Annotated in this window: 16 protein-coding genes; 7 read left to right on the top strand and 9 right to left on the bottom strand. The window is 69.5% G+C overall.

Features of this window, described 5'->3' with window-relative positions:
• The first annotated feature begins 52 nt into the window (after positions 1–52).
• Complete coding sequence (locus ACWFR4_RS31550) at positions 53–253, top strand: helix-turn-helix domain-containing protein (RefSeq protein ID WP_453469051.1); 201 nt, start codon at positions 53–55, stop codon at positions 251–253.
• Between the two features lie 15 nt (positions 254–268).
• Positions 269–655 carry a hypothetical protein gene (locus ACWFR4_RS31545; RefSeq protein WP_453469050.1) on the top strand — a complete coding sequence of 129 codons (387 nt, stop codon included), beginning with the start codon at positions 269–271 and terminating at the stop codon, positions 653–655.
• Here ACWFR4_RS31545 and ACWFR4_RS31540 read toward each other — a convergent pair.
• From ACWFR4_RS31540 to ACWFR4_RS31525, 4 genes are all read right to left on the bottom strand, one after another.
• A complete protein-coding gene (locus ACWFR4_RS31540; RefSeq protein WP_453469049.1) occupies positions 649–1,686 on the bottom strand; it encodes an SDR family oxidoreductase in 1,038 nt (345 codons plus the stop codon). The genes ACWFR4_RS31545 and ACWFR4_RS31540 overlap by 7 nt on opposite strands.
• Before the next feature lie 25 nt (positions 1,687–1,711).
• Entirely contained in the window at positions 1,712–2,170 is a 459-nt protein-coding gene (locus ACWFR4_RS31535; RefSeq protein ID WP_453469048.1) for a MerR family transcriptional regulator, read from the bottom strand.
• Positions 2,171–2,303: 133 nt separating this feature from the next.
• Entirely contained in the window at positions 2,304–2,885 is a 582-nt protein-coding gene (locus tag ACWFR4_RS31530) for a TMEM165/GDT1 family protein (RefSeq protein ID WP_453469047.1), read from the bottom strand.
• Between the two features lie 614 nt (positions 2,886–3,499).
• Positions 3,500–6,652, bottom strand: coding sequence for a discoidin domain-containing protein (locus ACWFR4_RS31525; RefSeq protein WP_453655584.1), 3,153 nt, complete (start codon positions 6,650–6,652; stop codon positions 3,500–3,502).
• A 269-nt stretch (positions 6,653–6,921) separates the two neighbouring features.
• Here ACWFR4_RS31525 and ACWFR4_RS31520 point away from each other — a divergent pair, with 269 nt between their 5' ends.
• Entirely contained in the window at positions 6,922–7,548 is a 627-nt protein-coding gene (locus ACWFR4_RS31520; RefSeq protein ID WP_453655583.1) for a TetR/AcrR family transcriptional regulator, read from the top strand.
• Positions 7,545–7,904: a DoxX family protein gene (locus tag ACWFR4_RS31515; protein WP_453469439.1), complete on the top strand. Its 360-nt coding sequence runs from the start codon at positions 7,545–7,547 to the stop codon at positions 7,902–7,904. Before ACWFR4_RS31520 ends, ACWFR4_RS31515 begins: the two co-directional genes overlap by 4 nt.
• Before the next feature lie 95 nt (positions 7,905–7,999).
• Here the strand turns inward: ACWFR4_RS31515 and ACWFR4_RS31510 are convergent, their stop codons facing one another.
• Complete coding sequence (locus ACWFR4_RS31510; protein ID WP_453655582.1) at positions 8,000–8,863, bottom strand: LLM class flavin-dependent oxidoreductase; 864 nt, start codon at positions 8,861–8,863, stop codon at positions 8,000–8,002.
• A 346-nt stretch (positions 8,864–9,209) separates the two neighbouring features.
• Positions 9,210–9,992, bottom strand: a complete 783-nt coding sequence (locus ACWFR4_RS31505) for an SDR family NAD(P)-dependent oxidoreductase (protein ID WP_453655581.1) — start codon at positions 9,990–9,992, stop codon at positions 9,210–9,212.
• 142 nt (positions 9,993–10,134) lie between these two features.
• Between ACWFR4_RS31505 and ACWFR4_RS31500 the strand changes: the two genes are divergently transcribed.
• Positions 10,135–10,722: a TetR/AcrR family transcriptional regulator gene (locus ACWFR4_RS31500; RefSeq protein ID WP_453469776.1), complete on the top strand. Its 588-nt coding sequence runs from the start codon at positions 10,135–10,137 to the stop codon at positions 10,720–10,722.
• 178 nt (positions 10,723–10,900) lie between these two features.
• Here the strand turns inward: ACWFR4_RS31500 and ACWFR4_RS31495 are convergent, their stop codons facing one another.
• The 3 genes from ACWFR4_RS31495 to ACWFR4_RS31485 all read right to left on the bottom strand — a co-directional run bounded on the left by ACWFR4_RS31495 (position 10,901) and on the right by ACWFR4_RS31485 (position 13,446).
• A complete protein-coding gene (locus ACWFR4_RS31495; protein WP_453655580.1) occupies positions 10,901–11,692 on the bottom strand; it encodes an amino acid ABC transporter ATP-binding protein in 792 nt (263 codons plus the stop codon).
• Positions 11,693–11,749: 57 nt separating this feature from the next.
• Positions 11,750–12,514 (bottom strand): amino acid ABC transporter permease, encoded by a 765-nt coding sequence (locus tag ACWFR4_RS31490; RefSeq protein WP_453469654.1) that lies wholly within the window; start codon positions 12,512–12,514, stop codon positions 11,750–11,752.
• Positions 12,515–12,597: 83 nt separating this feature from the next.
• Positions 12,598–13,446, bottom strand: coding sequence for an ABC transporter substrate-binding protein (locus ACWFR4_RS31485; RefSeq protein WP_453655579.1), 849 nt, complete (start codon positions 13,444–13,446; stop codon positions 12,598–12,600).
• A gap of 358 nt (positions 13,447–13,804) precedes the next feature.
• Here ACWFR4_RS31485 and ACWFR4_RS31480 point away from each other — a divergent pair, with 358 nt between their 5' ends.
• Entirely contained in the window at positions 13,805–15,421 is a 1,617-nt protein-coding gene (locus tag ACWFR4_RS31480) for a phosphodiester glycosidase family protein (protein WP_453655578.1), read from the top strand.
• 20 nt (positions 15,422–15,441) lie between these two features.
• Positions 15,442–16,428: an alpha/beta hydrolase gene (locus ACWFR4_RS31475; RefSeq protein ID WP_453655577.1), complete on the top strand. Its 987-nt coding sequence runs from the start codon at positions 15,442–15,444 to the stop codon at positions 16,426–16,428.
• Positions 16,429–16,591: the final 163 nt, after the last annotated feature.

The raw sequence follows: 16,591 nt of genomic DNA, 5'->3' as shown, positions 1-16,591 counted from the left end.
GGGCACCCTACGATGAGGAGGTCGCACTGACGCCGCGTCGTAGGGTGAGGTCATGGGCAAGAACGAGAAGGCCTCCGGCCCGTCGATGGACAGCGAACTCACCGCCCGGACACTCGAACGCGCTGCACGCGAACTGCTCGAACGGGACGGCGTGCTCGGCGGGTTGAACCTCCGGGAGGTGGCCGATCACGCCGGGGTCAACCGCGGGTTGGTGTACCACTACTTCGGCTCCCGCCGGGACCTGTTGCGCTAGGCGTTGCGCCGCAACATGCGGGAGCGCATCGCCGCCATCCGCCTCCAGGACAGCCCCACACCCATCGCCGAACGGGCCCAGCACGTGCTGAAGGGCAGCATCCGATACGCCTCGGCGTTCCGGCTCGCGATGCTTCTACTCCTCGACGGCGATACGCAGTTGAGGCTGATGCCCGATCTGGAACGCACCCAGGAGCTGTTCCGGCGGGATCGCCAGGAGGGCCTGATCGACGATGACGTCGACCTCGTCGCCCTGCACGCCACACTCCAGTCCCTCACGGTCGGCTACGTCCTGACCCGCTCACGCCTGGCCAAGGAGTTCGGCGTAGGCGTGCGGGAGCTCGACGACCGGTCCCGCCCGACCCGGAACCGAGCCGCCGCGACCCGGCCGACCGTCTACTGACCCGGCCGGGTCGTTTCACCTTCGCAGAGCCTGAGCTGAATGAGGCTCTTGGCAGTGTCGGTGACGGTGGTCGCCGTATCCCGCGGTGCCCAGCCGAGCACGGTGCGGGCCTTCTCGGTGCGGAGCACGGGGATGCGGCCCAACTGCCGGACGGCGTCCCGCAGTGCGGGGTTGCTGACGGCGGCCTCGCGCACTTCGTCGGGGGTCAGTTCACGGGTCGGGGCGAGCGCCGCCGCCCCGCCGAGGTGCTCGCGGAGGATCCGGGCCAGCTGGAGGAAGCTGATGGCGGGGCCGTTGGAGGCGAGGAACCGTTCGCCGGCGGCGGCCGGGTGGGTCAGCGCCCGGACGTGCAGGTCCGCCACGTCACGCACGTCGACCACTCCGAAGTACACCGGCGGTACGACGGGCATCGAGCCGTCCAGCATCGCCTTGACCAGCCCGGTGGACGCGGACAGATGAGGGCCGAGGAGCGGGCCGAAGATTCCGCTCGGGTTGATCACTGTGAGCTCCAGTCCGCCGCCCTCGGTCTCGACGAAGTCCCATGCCGCCCGTTCCGCGATCGCCTTGGACCGGACGTAGGGGGTGTTGTCGTCAGCGGGGTCGGTCCAGTCCGTCTCGTCGTATGCGTCGCCGGGCTTGCGGCTGTAGCCCACCGCGGCGAACGACGACGTCAGCACGGTGCGCTTCACGCCCGCGTCCCGCGCCGCCCGCAGGACACGGAGGGCACCGTCACGGGCGGGGACGATGAGCTCGTCGGGATCGTCCGGCTGCGCGGGCGGGAACGGCGACGCGACGTGCACGACATACGTGCATCCGTCCACGGCGTCGGCCCAGCCCGCGTCATCGTTCAGATCCGCCTGCGCGAACTCCAGTCGCCCGGAACGCGGGCCCACCATGGCCCGCACCTCGTCGGCCCGGCCCGGCGAGCGGACGGTCGTGCGGACCCGGAAGCCCTCGTCGAGCAATCGCTTGATCACATGCGACCCCACGTGGCCACTGCCGCCTGTCACCAGAACGAGATCGTTGTTCATGGCGTACGCCTGCCTTTCCTTCTCATCAACGTAGGTCGGCGACGACGGGAGTGATCTCGGTGACGGCGCGCTGCTCAGCCGCGGTGTCACCACGTTCGCGCGCGGCCCACAGCTCGGCCTTGAGCTGCAGATAGCGCAGCCGGATCCGCATGCGCTCGATCTCCTGGGCAACGCGTTCGGCGTTGTCCTGGAACAGCTCGCGCAGGCGCGGCGCGTCACCGGTGTCGAGGTGCGCGAGGTAGGCGCGCATGTCCCGCACGCTCATCCCCGTCGACCGCAGGCAGCTCAGCGCCTCGATGGTCTCCACTGCAGCCGGGCTGTAGCGCCGGTGACCGCTGCTCTCGTCGCGCCCCACGGCGCCGATCAGGCCGATCTTCTCGTAGTAGCGCAGAGTCGGCTCGGAGAGCCCGGTACGCCTCGACACCTGCTGGATCGTGAGCGGTGTGGCGTCGTCGACCGCGCCGGACCTGTACGTCATCGCCATGCATCAACCCTCCGATACTTGAAGCGCTTGAAGTCAAGGCGCGCCCCTGAACCGTCGCCGGGTGGGTCGATCGGGCGTAGAGAGAAGGGCTGAGCGCCCGGCGTTGAGTCCGCCAGGCGCTCACGCCGCGGCTTCAGGCGGTGAAGGCCTCGATCAGGGTCCAGATGGCGAGTCCGGCCATGCACGCGGCACCGATGCGCTGCACGGTCTTGAGGGGGACGCGCTTGGAGATGAAGCGGCCGACCAGGAGGGCGAGGGCGGAGACCGACATCAGCGCGAGTGCCGAGCCGAGGGCGGTGGGCAGCCAGGGGTTGGTGGCGGCCAGGTTGGCGGTGGTGATCTGGGTGAGGTCGCCCCATTCGCTGATGAAGACGGCCATGAAGGCGGTGGTGTAGACGGGCCAGAAACCGGTGACGGTCTTGGCGGCGCCTTCCTCGTCGTCATCGTCCCCGCCACGCAGCAGGACCACGGCGCCGAAGGCGAACAGGGAGGCGGAGACCAGCTTGACGGCCATGCCCGGAAGCAGGCTGAGCAGGCTGCCTGCGCCGATGGCGATCGCGACATGCACGATGAAGGCGGTGGAGGTGCCGAACCACACATACAGCGGCCGCATCCGGGTGCCCATGGCCAGCGAGGCGAACATGGTCTTGTCGGGGAGTTCCGCGAGGAAGATCAGCCCGAAGGCGGTGAGGAACGCCAGGGGGTCGAAGGTCATTGCCTTGCTTTCTGCTGGGGCCGGGCCGTCAGCTCATCGGCACCCATGGGGCGACGGGAGAACCACTCGGCCCGGCACGATGGAACGGCCCACACTTCAGTGGGGCCGGATCATGCCTTGGCCGAAGGTCTCGTCCGCCCCCGCACAGTGTGCGGGAGCCCGGTGGCCGGGGTGCCTGGAGCACCCAGCGTGTCGACCAACGGTTCTCGGGACTGCTCCCCTTCGCTGTGATCCAGGCTGACAGGTGGTGTCCTGACCACGTGTGGGCCAGGTGGCGCACCGGGAGGGATGCGTAGTCGGCGCGCACTCACCACGGCGTCGGCGGGCGGCAGTTGGGGCGTCATGGTCATCGGCACTCCCGTGGGGGAGGGGCTGATGGCTGCCGACTGAGGCAACTGCACGCCACCTGAGCCAGGTTCCGCAGGCGGCAATGGGGACACGTGCGCCACAGCGAGTCGAGCCCGAGCCGGAGGGGCCCGCGCAGCACGGAGCGAAGCCCGCGTCACACAGGACGTGGTCCGCATCGCGCAGAACGAAGCCCTCGCGCCGCACGGCACGATGAGGCCCCGGCCACCGGCGCGGCCGGGGTCCCTCGCGAAGCGAGCCCTACGGGCTCAGCGTCGCACGGAGAGCCGTGCGATCCGGGCGTCGGCGGGCAGTCGTCCGTCGACCTGCACTGCGACGTATCGCGCAGACGTGTCGAGGGTGAGCTCCCGGTTGCGCCCGCGCCCGTCGACCCGGCCCGCACTTCGGTAATCGACACCGTCGTCGCTGACCTCCACTTTGAGAGCGGGCGCACCGGCCACCGTCCAGGCCACCTCGACCGAGCGCACCGGCAGCCGTGCACCCAGATCGACGACCATGCGCCCGTCGGAGCCGGGCCGCCACGCAGTCGCCGGATCGCCGTCCACCGCGGCAGCCGGGTCCGACATGCCCGCGGGCAGCGGACTGGTGGGGAACACGGTGCGGCCGAGCGCGAAGTCGTCGAGGGGGAAGGCGGTCGCGCCCTGCAGACGGACGGTCGTCTCACGGCCCCGCGACACGACAGTGACCTCGCTGCGATGCTGTCCTTCCACCCGGACGCGGCAGGCGGCGCCGGACAGCCGCACAGTGGCCCCGTCCGTGACCTGCACGCGCAGCCCAGTGGGCAGTCGGCCCACGCCCGACACAGGAGTGACCGTGAGTCGGGGTGGGAGCAACAGGGCCTCGGCCGACGGGAGTTCGGCCTGGTAGGACGTCCCGCTGTCAGTCAGCGTCTGGTCCCCCTGGAACACCACGCGACCTGCACCGGACTGCGGCACGTCCACCGTCGTGGTGACCGCCTCGCCCGACAGGTTGAACAGGCTCAGGTGCTCCTCCGTGAACGCCACCTGGATCGCCTTGTTCCCAGCCGTGGGTGAGGCCTTCCGTGTGAGCGCGCGCAGCGTCTTGGCCGACACGCCTGGATACCCCTCGACCACCACGGGCGCCGCGGGGCCGTCGGCCGCCAGGATCGTGTCGCCGTACACCGCGATCGGGTGGTCCGAGCCGCGCACGACAAGGCCGGCCCGTCCGTCGACGTCGAGCCAGCCGCCCCGGCTGCTCACCTCGGGAACCGGCCAGGCCGCCAGGTCCTCCCAGTACTCGCCGTCGGTCGAACCCTGGACGAGATAGGCGCGCCCGGCCGCCGCTTCCCAGCGCAGCGTGACGCGGTCGACCTCTTGCGCGGTACCCAGGTCCACTGCCAACCAGCTGTCGGAGCGCGGGCGTTCGGCCTTCGCGACCGCCCATCGCGTCGCCAGGTCGCCGTCGAAGGCCAGCTCCGGGCCCTTGCCCGGATCGTACGAGGACGTGGCGGCCGTCCCGCCGCGCGCGAGGTCGGAGCCGTCCGCCCCGTCGCGCACCTCGAACGCGTACAGCGAGTATCCGTATGTCGGGTCGGGTCGCACCCCGAGCATGCGGATGTGCCGCACAGTGGTGCGCGAGAAGCCCACCTCGTCGACGCGCGCCGCTGCCGTGGCCGGCGTACCTGCATCCTGCGCACGCAGGGAGACCTCTCCCTCCTCGAAGCGGTACGTGCGTGCGCCGTCGAGGCCCGCCATCCCCGGCATGGTGAGGTTGTGCACCTCGAGATGCCCCTCCCCGGCGGCCGTTCCGGAGGTCGCATAGACGACCCCGCCCGTCGGCAGCGTCGTGAAGCCCGCGTAACCGGTGTCCAGACGCAACACGGTGGCACTGCCGTCGAAGCCGTCGCGCAGCGACGTGTACAGCCGGACAGTGCGCTGCCCGACCTTGCCCGTCGTCGCAGGCAGGAACATCGGCGTACCGCCGCTGAGCTTGAACAGCCAGTCGTCGTGGCCCGGCTGCCAGGCGAACTTCACAAAACCGGACTTGCTGACAGCGCCCGCCCACGCGGCCCGCGTCTGGTGCGAGACAAGGCCCGGTCCCGTGCCGAAGTCCGCCACTCCCGAAGCCTGGGCGAAGAGCTCGTCCTCGGACAGCGGGCGGACCCGGTGGCCGTTCGCAGCCGCCCACACATGCAGCAGATAACTGATGGCCACCTCGGCCCGGGCCTCCGGCTCATATTTCGGCTCACCGGAGAACTTCGCCAGACGGTACTCAGGCGGATACTTCTGGTACGCCTCCAACCGCTCGGCCAGCGCCTGTTCGGCCCGTGCCGCCGCCCGGTCACCGGCCACCTGGGCCAGGAACGCGAGGGGGATCACGTCCCTGCCGTACAGGTGCTCGCGGTCGTTCACCATCGGCATCAACGGCTCACCGGCGTCACTCATCACCCCCAGCAACGTGTGCCACAGCGGCAGCGCGTTGGGCTGTGCGGTCAGCACCTGCGGCAACGGCTGCCCGGCGGCCAGGAAGTGCGCCGCGTTGCGGCCTGAGGTACGCCACAACTCCTCCTGGTAATGCGGGCCGAAGGAGCCGTGGTTCTCGACGATGAACGTGTCGTACAGATTCCGGGCCGTGTTGCGGGACACGGCAACGCCGTCGACGAGCGCTGGATTCGCCAGGTCGGCAGGTGGCAGCCCTGCCTCGTTGCGCGACCAGGTGCCGTAGGCGGACTCCCACTCCGGGCGGCGCGCATCGTCGGGCGCCCACGCGAGGGCGGGTGCGAGGGTCTGCGCGTACAGGCCCATCTCCTCCAGCTTCGTGTCGCCCACGTAGCCGCCCTGCAGGCCGTTCGGCGTCCAATCGCCCGAGTCCGGGTCGTCACCGGTGCCCAACTTCGCGGTGTAGGCGGCCTGTTCACGAACGATGGTGTCGACGTTCGCACGCGTCGCGCTGTCGAGGTCGTCCCAGAGCAGCCGCGCCGCAAGGACGAAGTACGACTGGAACGTGGTGTCGAAGAACAGCTTGCGGCCCCACTGGGTCCCGCCCGTGAGTCGGTTGGACGCCGCGAAGTGCCGGATGGTGGCGAGCGTGCGCGCCTTGAGGACGTCCCGGTCGATGCCGGCGGGCCCACTGTCGTACGTGCCGTGGGTGAGCAGCACCGCATGGCCGAGGACGACGGCGAAACCGAAGTCCTTGTCCGTGTAGTAGCCCCGTGCCTCGTCCCACTGTGTCTCGGACCAGTGGGTGTGCTGGAGCAGAACGCGGTGGTACGTGGCGGCTATCTCGTCCGGGGCCGAGGCGGACCCGGCAGATCCGGCGGAACTGCCCAGTGCCGGGGCGGAGTTCACGCCGACGATGGAGGGCAAGGCCGCCAGGGCGCCCGACAAGCCGAGGAGTTGCAGGAATCTCCGGCGGTCGACCTGCTTGGGGTGGTGCGACATGTGCGGGACCTTTCACAAGACAACGTTGTCAGGTGGGGGTGGCGCTCATTCTTCGGCCTGTCGGGCGGAGCGTCAATGGGTGGGATCTCGCTGGTGATCGAGGGGGGATGCGGTATGCGGCCGGCCCGCGGCGGCCTGGAGCCGGAGTGCGAACGGCGACCGCGGCGACCTGAGCCGGAGTGTGAACGGCGGACGGGGATGCCGGTGTCGGACCGGTCGTCATGCTCCGGTGCCGGCAGGCCTGTTGCGGATCGGCGACGGCCTCGAGTATGTTGCTGAACATGTTCAGTGAACCTGTTCAGTCACGTGCGGAGCGGCGTGAGTCAAGCCGGCAAAAGGTGCTCGCGTCGGCCGAACGGCTCTTCCGGGAGCAAGGGTTCGAGTCGACGACCATCCGCCAGATCGCCGTCGACGCGGGCGTCAGCGCGGGGACTGTGATGGCGGTCGGAGACAAGGGCGCGTTGCTCGTGTCGATCTTCGACGGCTGGATCGAAGCCGTACACAAGGCGCGCAGCAGCGATCACCGCACTGGCGAACCGCCGTGCGTATTGGCTGACGCCGTCGACGAAGCCATGGCGCTGTTCGAGCCGTTCGTCACCTATTTCGCTCGGAACCGGGAGCTCTCGCGCGAGTACGCCGCGATCATCGTGCGGGGCGGCCATGAGTCGGAGATCTTCCAGGACCTGGCCCTGACGCTGATCGCAGAAGTGCAGGAGGTCCTCGCCCGATCCGGCCTCGGTTCGGACGAGGCCGGGGCAGGAGCGCGACTCGTCTACTTCTCCTATCTGGGGCTTCTGATGACCGCGGCGAACGGCGCCCTCGACGAGCAGGCCGCGACTGCCCAACTGCGTGACGTCGTCACGTTCGTCATCAGCAAGTCAGGAGAGGAAGAATGACAGAGACACCCCAAATGTGGTGGCCCACGGCAGTGTTGGCGCTTGTCCTGTTCGGCGACGCGCTGATCTCCGTCCGCCCGCCCGGCTTCATCCAGGGCTGCCTTGACGGGGTCGGCTTCCCCCGTGACTGGTGGTGGACACTGATTGCGATCAAACTGCTGGCAACGGCGGGACTGATCGCCGGACTGAAGTACGACGGGATCGGCTTCGCCGCGAACGCAGGGGTCATCGCCTACTTCCTGGCCGCGTCGTACGCCCACTACCGCGCACGGTTCCTCAAGCAGGAGTTCTGGGTGAACTGCCTCGGCATGCTGGGGCTCTCGGTCGCAGTGCTGGTGTTCTCGTACGCAGTCTGAGGACTGGGGGCGGGGTCGGAGCATCGCGGGCGGGCCCGGCATCGGTGTGCCGGCTGGAAGGCGACGACGCCGGATCAGCTGTGGACAGCGCTTCTCTAGAGCACCGGCGGCCCGGCCTCGATGCGACGCAGCACCGGGGGCAGGCGATCGAGGTCGGGGCCCGTCTGGATCTGTCGCTCGTCCCACCAGGTGGCGCCGGCATCGTGCAGCGGACCGATCACGTCCTTGGCTTGGGCCGCGTCCAGGGGTGTGGCGCCGCCCAGTACGAACTCGAAGGGGCGTTCTTCCTCGTCCGTACGGTGATTGCGCACGTAGCCGACCAGTTCCCGCACCTCCGCCGCATCCGGCACATGCCCGTGCCGGGCCGTCTCGAACAGTGGCACCGCGCCGTCCCACCGCGCTGCCCGCCGCATGGGTGCACGGCGCGGCCAGAACCCGCCGAGCCACACCGGGGGGCGGGGCTGCTGCACGGTGGCGGGCAGCATCGTCACGTCCCGGACCTCGTAGTGGCGGCCGTGGTGGTTCACCGGTTCGCCGGACCACATGTATCCCAACAGCTCCAGTCCCTCGTCCAGTCGCTCGGCGAGGACGCGCGGCTCGGCGGTGTCGCCGAAGCTGCGGTACTCGTCCTCGACCGGACCGCCCAGCCCCGCGGCAAAGATCACCCTGCCGCCGCTCAGCTGGTCCAAGGTGGCTACCTGGCGGGCGAGTTGCTGCGGCCGGTAGCGGGGGACCGGTGTCAGTAGGGTGCCCAATCGGATCCGCGAGGTAGTCAGCGCGGCGGCGGTCAGCAGCATCCAGGGATCCCCGAAGGGTCGCCCCTGGTGCTGCCGGTGCAGAACGTGATCCCACACGAAGAGCCCGTCCCAGCCTGCCTGTTCGGCGGCGGCCGCTACGGTGGCGACGTTACGAGGGTCGGCGAAGTCGCCGAAATTCGGGATGTTGATGGAGAAGCGCATCCCAGCAGGATGCGCAGCAGGCCGGGAAGGCGCAATCGGATTCGCATTCTGGCGGCTCAGTATGCTTGAGAGGGGCGTAGGACGTGGGGCGCCGACAGCGCGGAGCCGGCCCTGGCGGGGCGCCACAGCAAGAAAGCCCGGCGTCTCGTGGTCGACGGTGAGACGTTCCTCTGGTCATTGAGACATGCGCACCAGGTCGATGAGGGTCAGTTCTTTGAGCGTCGCGAAATTCTGACCATCGGCCTCTTCGGGCCGCAGTGTGAGGCTTTCGCGTCTGGTCGGAGTCCTGGTCCGGTGCTCGGGCCGCCGTCCTGGCCTCAACCGGCGTGCCGCGTGCGCGAGCTCGTCAGGCGGTTTTGACGGATCCGCCGTCGATGAGGTGGTCGGTGCCTGTGGTTGCGGCGGCGAGTGGTGAGGTGAGGTAGGTGACGAGGGCGGCGACCTCGTCCGGTTCGATGAGCCGGTCGATGAGCATGCCCGTCGCTGAGGGGAGTCCGGCCAGGAGATCGGCGTGCGGGATGCCCATGGATGCCGCGAGTTCTGCTCCGTAGCCGGTGGGGCTTTCCCACATGGCGGTTCGGACCGGCCCGGGGGAGACCGTGTTCACCCGGACACCGCGCGGGCCGAACTCTTCCGCGAGTGCCTTGCCGAAAGCGGTGAGCGCGGCCTTGGCGGTGGTGTAGGCGATCGGTCCGCTGTGCGGGACGCGGGCTCCGATGGAGGACACGTTGACGATGGCGCCGCGTGTGGCCAGCAGGGCGGGCAGAGCGGCGCGGGTGACACGGACCGTGGCGAAGAAGTTGAGGTCCACCACCTCCGTCCACTGCGCGTCGGTCATGTCGAGGAAGCCGCCGCTGAGGCCTCCGTCGCCGCCGCCGACGTTGTTGACCAGGATGTCGATGCCGCCCAGTTCGGTCACGGCCTCGGTGATCAGGAGCTCGGCTGACGCGGGATCGGACAGGTCCACCGTCACGAGCGTGGCACCGGTCGCCTTCAGTTCCGGCGTGGGGGTGCGGGCGGCTGCGACGACGCGGACGCCTTCGGCGACCAACGCTCGAACGACCGCCAGCCCGATGCCCCGGCTCGCCCCTGTGACCAGCGCAGCCTTGCCGTTCAACTGCAGGTCCATGATGTACCTCCGTAGATAACTGCGTCTCACCTGATGCATCAAAATTAGAACATGCATCATCAGTGTTGCAAGTTATCTATGAATCGCCACACTGTCGTATCCTCGTGGGAGTCACCCACGGACCCGGAAGGATCGGCACCCCATGGCGCTGCCCGCCTCTGCCAAGCCGCTGCGCGCCGACGCCGAGCGGACCGTACGAGCGATCCTCGAAGCTGCCGAGCGGGTGCTGTCCGTGAACCCGGCAGCGACGATGGAGCAGATCGCCGAGGCCGCCGGGGTCGCGAGGACCACCGTTCACCGGCGGTTCGCCTCGCGCGACGCCCTGATCACGGCCCTGGCCACCTGGGCGACGCAGAGGTTCTACGAGGCCGTCGAAGCCGCAAGGCCGGACACCGCCCCGCCGGCGATCGCCCTCTATCAAGTCACCGCGAACGTGCTCCGCGTGAAGATCGGATGGGGCTTCGCCATGGGCGGCGACCCCGCCGACGCCCCGGAGGCTGCGCGCGTGCACGCTGAGGTACTGGCCCGGTGCGAGCGGCTGTTCGCGCGCGCCCGCGATGCGGGCCTCCTCGCGCCCGACACGGATCTGGACTGGGCGCGGCGCGTCTACTACGCACTCATCCATGAGGCCGCCGCCGAGGCGCCGGACACCGACGCCGACGTGGACGCCCTGGCCACACGCGTCGTCGACACCTTGCTGTGCGGGATCGGCAAGCGGGCCACGCACTGACCCGGATGCCTGCCCCGCGCTGTCCCGCCCCGGCGCGGGGGCTGCGCGGTGGTTCCCCGTTCGAGTTGTCGGGGATCGTGACCGCGTCGCCGGGCGGCGGTCAGGGGCGTGTGCCGTCCGCCTTCCCGGCCGTCGTCGGTCGGGAAGGCGGTCCGGGGTCGGGAAGTGTCACATCCTGTCAGGACCCTGTGACGGTGTCCGCCGGTCGCAGGACCCGGGCCAGGAACTCGCGGGTGCGAGGGTGCTGGGGGTTGCTGAGGACCTCGTCAGGGGTGCCCTGCTCGACGATGACGCCGTCGTCCATGAAGACGACACGGTCGGCCACTTCGCGGGCGAAACCCATCTCGTGGGTCACGACCATCATCGTCATCCCGTCGTCCGCGAGGCCGCGCATGACGGCCAGGACGTCGCCGACCAGTTCGGGGTCGAGCGCGCTGGTGGGTTCGTCGAACAGCATCAGCTCGGGGCCCATCGACAGGGCGCGGGCGATGGCCACCCGTTGCTGCTGGCCGCCCGACAACTGGGCCGGGTAGCTGTCCTCCTTGTCCGCGAGTCCGACGCGGGCCAGGTTCTGTCGGGCCACCTGGACTGCTTCGGCTTTGTCGCGGCCCAGCACCCGGCGCTGGGCGATCGTCAGGTTGTCCAGCACGCTCAAGTGCGCGAAGAGGTTGAACTGCTGGAAGACCATGCCGATCCGGCGACGCAGCCGGTCGATGTCCACATCCGGGTCGGTGATGTCGGTTCCGGCGATGAGGACGTGGCCCTGGGTGGGCTGTTCGAGGAGGTTGGTGCAGCGCAGCAACGTCGACTTGCCCGACCCGGAAGGGCCGATGACGCACACCACTTCGCCTGTGTCGACGGTGAAGTCGATGCCGCGCAGGACCTGAAGGTCACCGAAGGACTTGTGGAGCGCGCGGATCTCGATCGCCCGGGTCGGTGTGGGTGTGTCGGCGGTGGTGGCATTCGTCATGCCCGTCCCCTTGTGTTCTCTCATGCTGCCGGAGGGCTCGCTGGCGGCGCTCATCGTTCACCGTGCCTTCGCATGGCCCGCCTCCAGGCGGCGCACCACGTAGCCCAGTGGGACGGTGATCAGGAGGTAGCAGAGACCGGCCACGAAGATGGGAGTGGTGTTGGCGGTCTCGCTGGCCAGGTCCCTTCCGAATTTGGTGAGTTCACGTGTTTGCAGGGAGACGCCGAGGAACAGCACCAGTGACGAGTCCTTGAAGAGAAGGACCAGCTCGTTGGTGAGTGGCGGAACGATGATCCGGAAGGCCTGGGGAATGACGATCGACCACATGGCCCTCGCGTGGGACATGCCCAGCGTCCGCGCGGCCTCCATCTGACCGCGGGGCACGGCCTGGATGCCGGCCCTGATGGTCTCCGCCATGTAGGCGGCGGCGACGAGCCCCAGGGCCACGGCGACCTGCCCGTACGCGCCACCCGGGATGGCGAGGCCGGGGAACGCCAGGGGGACGCCGACCCCGATGAAGATGAAGATGAGCAGGGCGGGCAGCCCGCGGAACACCTCGATGTAGAGAGAGGCGAGCCACCGATAAGGGGCGACCGAGGAGAGCCGCATGAGGGCGACGATCAGCCCGAGCACGAGGCCCACGCCGAATCCCGACAGGGTGTACGCCACCGTGTTGGTCAGCGCCACCGTCAGCAGGTCCGGGAACATCCGCTTGGCCACGGAGAGTTCGAGGAACTGCTGCTGCAGCTGGTGCCAGTCGGCCAGTACGGCGACGGCGATCACCGCACCGGCCAGGACGACGTACTGCGCAGCGCGGAACATGCTGCGCCGCCGACGCGGGGAGAGGCGGGGGCGCGGGGCCGTCTGGGTCGGGGCCTTCCCGACGACGGGAGTGGGCGAGGAGGTCACTGGGACACGGCCTTCGCGGGCATCGGGCCGATCCACTTCTCGTACAGCTTCTTGTACGTGCCGTCCTGCTTGGCCTTCTTGATGGCCTTGTCGATGGCGGCGAGGAGCTTGGGGTTGCCCCCCTTGCGCACGGCGAAGCCGTACTGCTCACCCGTCTGGACTGTGCCGCTGACGGTGAACTTCGCTGCGTTGGCAGGGTCCTTGAGCCAGGTCTGGACCACCGGGTAGTCCTGAATGACGACGTCCACCTGGCCGGTGCGCAGCCCGTTCAGCTCGGCGTCCGAGCTCTCGAACGACTTGGAGTCGATGCCGGCGGCGTGCGCGGTGTCCTCGCCGGTGGTGGCCGACTGCGATCCCAGCTTGATCTTGCCGCTCTTGATGTCGCCCAGCGACTTCGCCTTAACGCCCTTGCGGGCCAACAGGGCCTGGTTGGCGTCGAAGTAGGGGGTCGAGAAGGCGAGGTGCTGCTTGCGCTCGGGAGTGATCGTCATGCCCGCGGCAGCCACGTCGCAGACCCCCGCGTTGAGGTCCGCACCCGTCTTGATCGTCTCGAAGGGCTTGTCCACGATCTGCTGCTTCAGGCCGAGGTCGTCGGCGACCAGATCGATCAGGTCGACGTCGAAGCCGACGATCTTCTTGCCCTTCTCCGACTGGAACGGGGCGTACGGGAGATGCGTACACGTCGTCAACTGGCCGGATTTGACCAGCTTCACGCCGCCGGCCGTCGTGGTGGCCTGTTCCTTGCTGCAGGCGGTGGCCGACAGGGTGAGCGCGGCGGCGAGCACGAGCGGGGTGGAGCGGCGGACGAGTCTTCCGTGAGTGCTCACTGGACTTCCCTTGGGCATGGTGAAATGCAACTTTCCCCGGGCAGGGGGAAGTTGACCTGGAATGGGACGGGCACCGACGGGTGCCCGCGCAGCCGTGACCACGGGCCATTGGGGGACGGGCCGAACGGAGCTCCGACTGCGGTGGGCACACCCTGCATCAGCGCGAACACGAAAGTCCAGGGCTGTCACCAGCCACTCCGGAAGCCTTCACATTTTCGATCTTGAGTGGCGCGGGTCGTGCCCAGGAGGCTGTCATCGGCCGGGTGCACGGTCTCCGGCCGGGTCGTATGCAGGGATGACGTGCACATGTCTTGACGAGTGGTCTCGACCACAAGCACCGTTACGGGAGAGCCGTTCTTCGTCCTGTGGGGGGCACGTGAACAGCAGACTGTTCGGCGTGGGCGCGGTGTTGTCCGTCCTCGCCGTCGTGGGAGGCCTGGCGGTTCCGGCCTCGTCGGCGCCGACCCCGAGGCCGGCCGGCGCATTGCCTCTCGGCCCCGCCGACCTGACCGAGACGCGGACGACGCAGCAGCTCCAGCCCGGTGTCACCCTCACCCGAATCGTGCGCGGCGCCGATGCCCCGGCGCTTGCCTGGACGGTCGAGGTTTCCATCCCCGGCGGCGCCGGCTCACCGGACCCCGATGCGCCACCGTCGGCGCTCAACGACCGGGCGAGCGCCGACGACCTGGTCGCCCACCTGCGCGAACACGGCTTCGAGGCGCGGACCGAGGAGGTAACCACACAGGCAGCGGCGGACTTCGCGGGCGGCACGCTCGGATGGCGCGTCCGCGTCGGTGAGTTCGGCTCGCAGTCCGCGGCCACGGCCGAGCGCACCCGGCTGCGGACGGCCGGATACGCCGGGGCCGCCGTGTACCAAGGGTGGGACGGGGAGCCCGCGGACCGGGGGCCGTGGCGGATCGACGTTCTCACCATCGACCCGCACCGCTTCCGCGGCGCGCTGAGAGCCTCGTACGGGCCGGATCTCGAGAACCGGGAGACGACCAGCCAACTCGTGGCCGCGGCCGGGGCGACCGCAGGGGTCAACGCCGGGTTCTTCGTCCTCGACCCGAACGCCGGCGCTCCAGGGGATCCGGCCGGCGTCGGTGTGTACGACGGCCGGCTGCTGAGTGAACCCGTGAGCGGGCGGCCCTCCCTCGTGATTCACCATTCCGGGAGGCGGACCGGCATCGCCCGGCTCGCCTGGCACGGCAAGCTGTCCGGCCGGGGCACCTCGCTCCCGCTGGACGGGATCAACCGCGTCCCCGGCCTGATCAGGAACTGCGGTGGCACGGCCGACGACACGCCCACCTCGCTGCCCCTGCACGATGCGACCTGCACGGACGACGACGAACTCGTCGCCTTCACACGCGAGTTCGGCGGGCGTACTCCGAGCGGCGAAGGACTCGAGGCCGTGCTCGACGGCCACGGAGAGGTACTTGAGGTGCGCTCGCCGCGTGGCGGATCGCTGCCGGAAGGCGGCAGCTCCGTGCAGGCAACCGGACGCTACGTCCCCCAGCTGGCCGAACTGGCGCAGCGTGGACGCCAGTTGCGGATGCAGGCCGCGTTGAAGGACTCTCACGGCCGCACCGTCTCCCCGTCCCCGAGCACCAGCATCCTCAACGGCGGCCCCGAGCTCGTCCGGGACAGGCGTACATACGTCACCGTGGCCGCCGACGGCATGGTCCAGCCCGGCAACCCCAGCTTCTATTACGGCTGGGTGCACAAACGCAATCCGCGCACGCTGGCCGGAGTCGACGCCGCGGGACGAACCGTCCTCGTCACGGCCGACGGACGCAGCACCGGCGCGCTCGGACTCAGCATCCCGGAGAGCGCCGCGGTCGCCAAGGCGCTGGGCCTGCGCGACGCGATCAACCTCGACGGCGGCGGGTCCACCACCATGGTCGCCGGCGGAGGCGTGATCAACGCCCCGTCCGACGCGACCGGCGAACGCCCGGTCGGAGACGCCCTGTTGATCCTCCCCGGCCGAAAATGACCCCACTGACAGGAGCAGCCATGCCCGCCGCCACGATCCGCCGTGCCAGATGCCTCCTGCTCGTCCTGGCCGTCCTGCTGCTCACCCTGACACCGAACGCACCGTCAGTGGCTGCCGATGCCCGCGGTGCCGAGGTCGTCGCCGTCACCCAGGTCGCCGACCGTCAGGTGGATCTGTCCGTACGCTCCCCGGCTCTCGGCGGCCGGACCGTCAACGTCCGACTGCTCACGCCCGACGGCTGGAACCCGGACGACCGCCGCCGGCACTGGCCGACCCTCTGGCTGCTGCACGGCTGCTGCGGCGACTACACGTCGTGGACGAGCCAGACCGACGTCGCCCGCATCGACAGCCTGCGCGATGTCCTCGTGGTCATGCCGGAGGCCGGCTGGAACGGCTGGTACAGCGACTGGTGGAACAACGGGAACGGTGGTGACCCCGCCTGGGAGACGTTTCACACCAAGGAGCTGCGCCGACTCCTCGAACGCGACTGGGGAGCGGGCCCGCGTCGCGTGGTCGCCGGACTGTCCATGGGAGGGCAGGGCGCGCTGATGTACGCGGCCCGGCACCCGGGCATGTTCAAGGCGGCAGCGGCGTACTCCGGATCCGTGCACCCCTTGCTGAACGACGAGTCGGTGAACCGCATCATGGGGTTCTTCGCGGGCCAGGGCGACGACCCGCGCCGGGTCTGGGGCGACCCCGTGGCGCAGCGGGATGTGTGGGCGGCCCATGACCCGTACTACCTGGCCGAGCGACTCAAGCCGATCCCCGTGTACCTGTCGTGCGGCGACGGCACGGCCGGCCCCCTGGACCCGCCGGGTGCCACGAACGCCCTCGAAGCGGACTTCAACCGGCAGAACCACGCCCTGGCGGACGCGCTCGAAAAGGCGGGTGCCCGGCACGTGACGACCAACTTCTACGGGCCGGGGACCCACAGCTGGCCGTACTGGCAACGAGAGCTGCATGCCTCACTGCCGATGCTGTTGGGGGCGTTGCGGGTCACGAACTGACCTGACGCGCGGCCGCCCCTCAGGTGGGGGCGGCCGGAGCGGGTGCCGAACTATGTCATCATTCAATGACATCGCCTGATGACAAGAACGGTACCCCTCCCTTGCAGCCCTCCATACCGGCGTCCGCGCGTACCTCTGCCATATCGGCACCCGCACTCCGCCA

It is taken from the genome of Streptomyces sp. NPDC055140, from assembly GCF_053607285.1.
Note: the sequence above shows the minus strand (reverse complement) of the source record. Positions and strands in the feature narration are given on the sequence as shown.

Excerpts from the sequence above, each read along its gene's own strand:
- ACWFR4_RS31495 (WP_453655580.1), bottom strand. The coding sequence starts at position 11,692 with ATGACGAATGCCACCACCGCCGACACACCCACACCGACCCGGGCGATC.
- ACWFR4_RS31550 (WP_453469051.1), top strand. The coding sequence starts at position 53 with ATGGGCAAGAACGAGAAGGCCTCCGGCCCGTCGATGGACAGCGAACTC.
- ACWFR4_RS31475 (WP_453655577.1), top strand. The coding sequence starts at position 15,442 with ATGCCCGCCGCCACGATCCGCCGTGCCAGATGCCTCCTGCTCGTCCTG.
- ACWFR4_RS31505 (WP_453655581.1), bottom strand. The coding sequence starts at position 9,992 with ATGGACCTGCAGTTGAACGGCAAGGCTGCGCTGGTCACAGGGGCGAGC.
- ACWFR4_RS31510 (WP_453655582.1), bottom strand. The coding sequence starts at position 8,863 with ATGCGCTTCTCCATCAACATCCCGAATTTCGGCGACTTCGCCGACCCT.
- ACWFR4_RS31545 (WP_453469050.1), top strand. The coding sequence starts at position 269 with ATGCGGGAGCGCATCGCCGCCATCCGCCTCCAGGACAGCCCCACACCC.
- ACWFR4_RS31485 (WP_453655579.1), bottom strand. The coding sequence starts at position 13,446 with ATGCCCAAGGGAAGTCCAGTGAGCACTCACGGAAGACTCGTCCGCCGC.
- ACWFR4_RS31535 (WP_453469048.1), bottom strand. The coding sequence starts at position 2,170 with ATGGCGATGACGTACAGGTCCGGCGCGGTCGACGACGCCACACCGCTC.
- ACWFR4_RS31525 (WP_453655584.1), bottom strand. The coding sequence starts at position 6,652 with ATGTCGCACCACCCCAAGCAGGTCGACCGCCGGAGATTCCTGCAACTC.
- ACWFR4_RS31530 (WP_453469047.1), bottom strand. The coding sequence starts at position 2,885 with ATGACCTTCGACCCCCTGGCGTTCCTCACCGCCTTCGGGCTGATCTTC.
- ACWFR4_RS31500 (WP_453469776.1), top strand. The coding sequence starts at position 10,135 with ATGGCGCTGCCCGCCTCTGCCAAGCCGCTGCGCGCCGACGCCGAGCGG.
- ACWFR4_RS31490 (WP_453469654.1), bottom strand. The coding sequence starts at position 12,514 with ATGTTCCGCGCTGCGCAGTACGTCGTCCTGGCCGGTGCGGTGATCGCC.
- ACWFR4_RS31515 (WP_453469439.1), top strand. The coding sequence starts at position 7,545 with ATGACAGAGACACCCCAAATGTGGTGGCCCACGGCAGTGTTGGCGCTT.
- ACWFR4_RS31540 (WP_453469049.1), bottom strand. The coding sequence starts at position 1,686 with ATGAACAACGATCTCGTTCTGGTGACAGGCGGCAGTGGCCACGTGGGG.
- ACWFR4_RS31520 (WP_453655583.1), top strand. The coding sequence starts at position 6,922 with ATGTTGCTGAACATGTTCAGTGAACCTGTTCAGTCACGTGCGGAGCGG.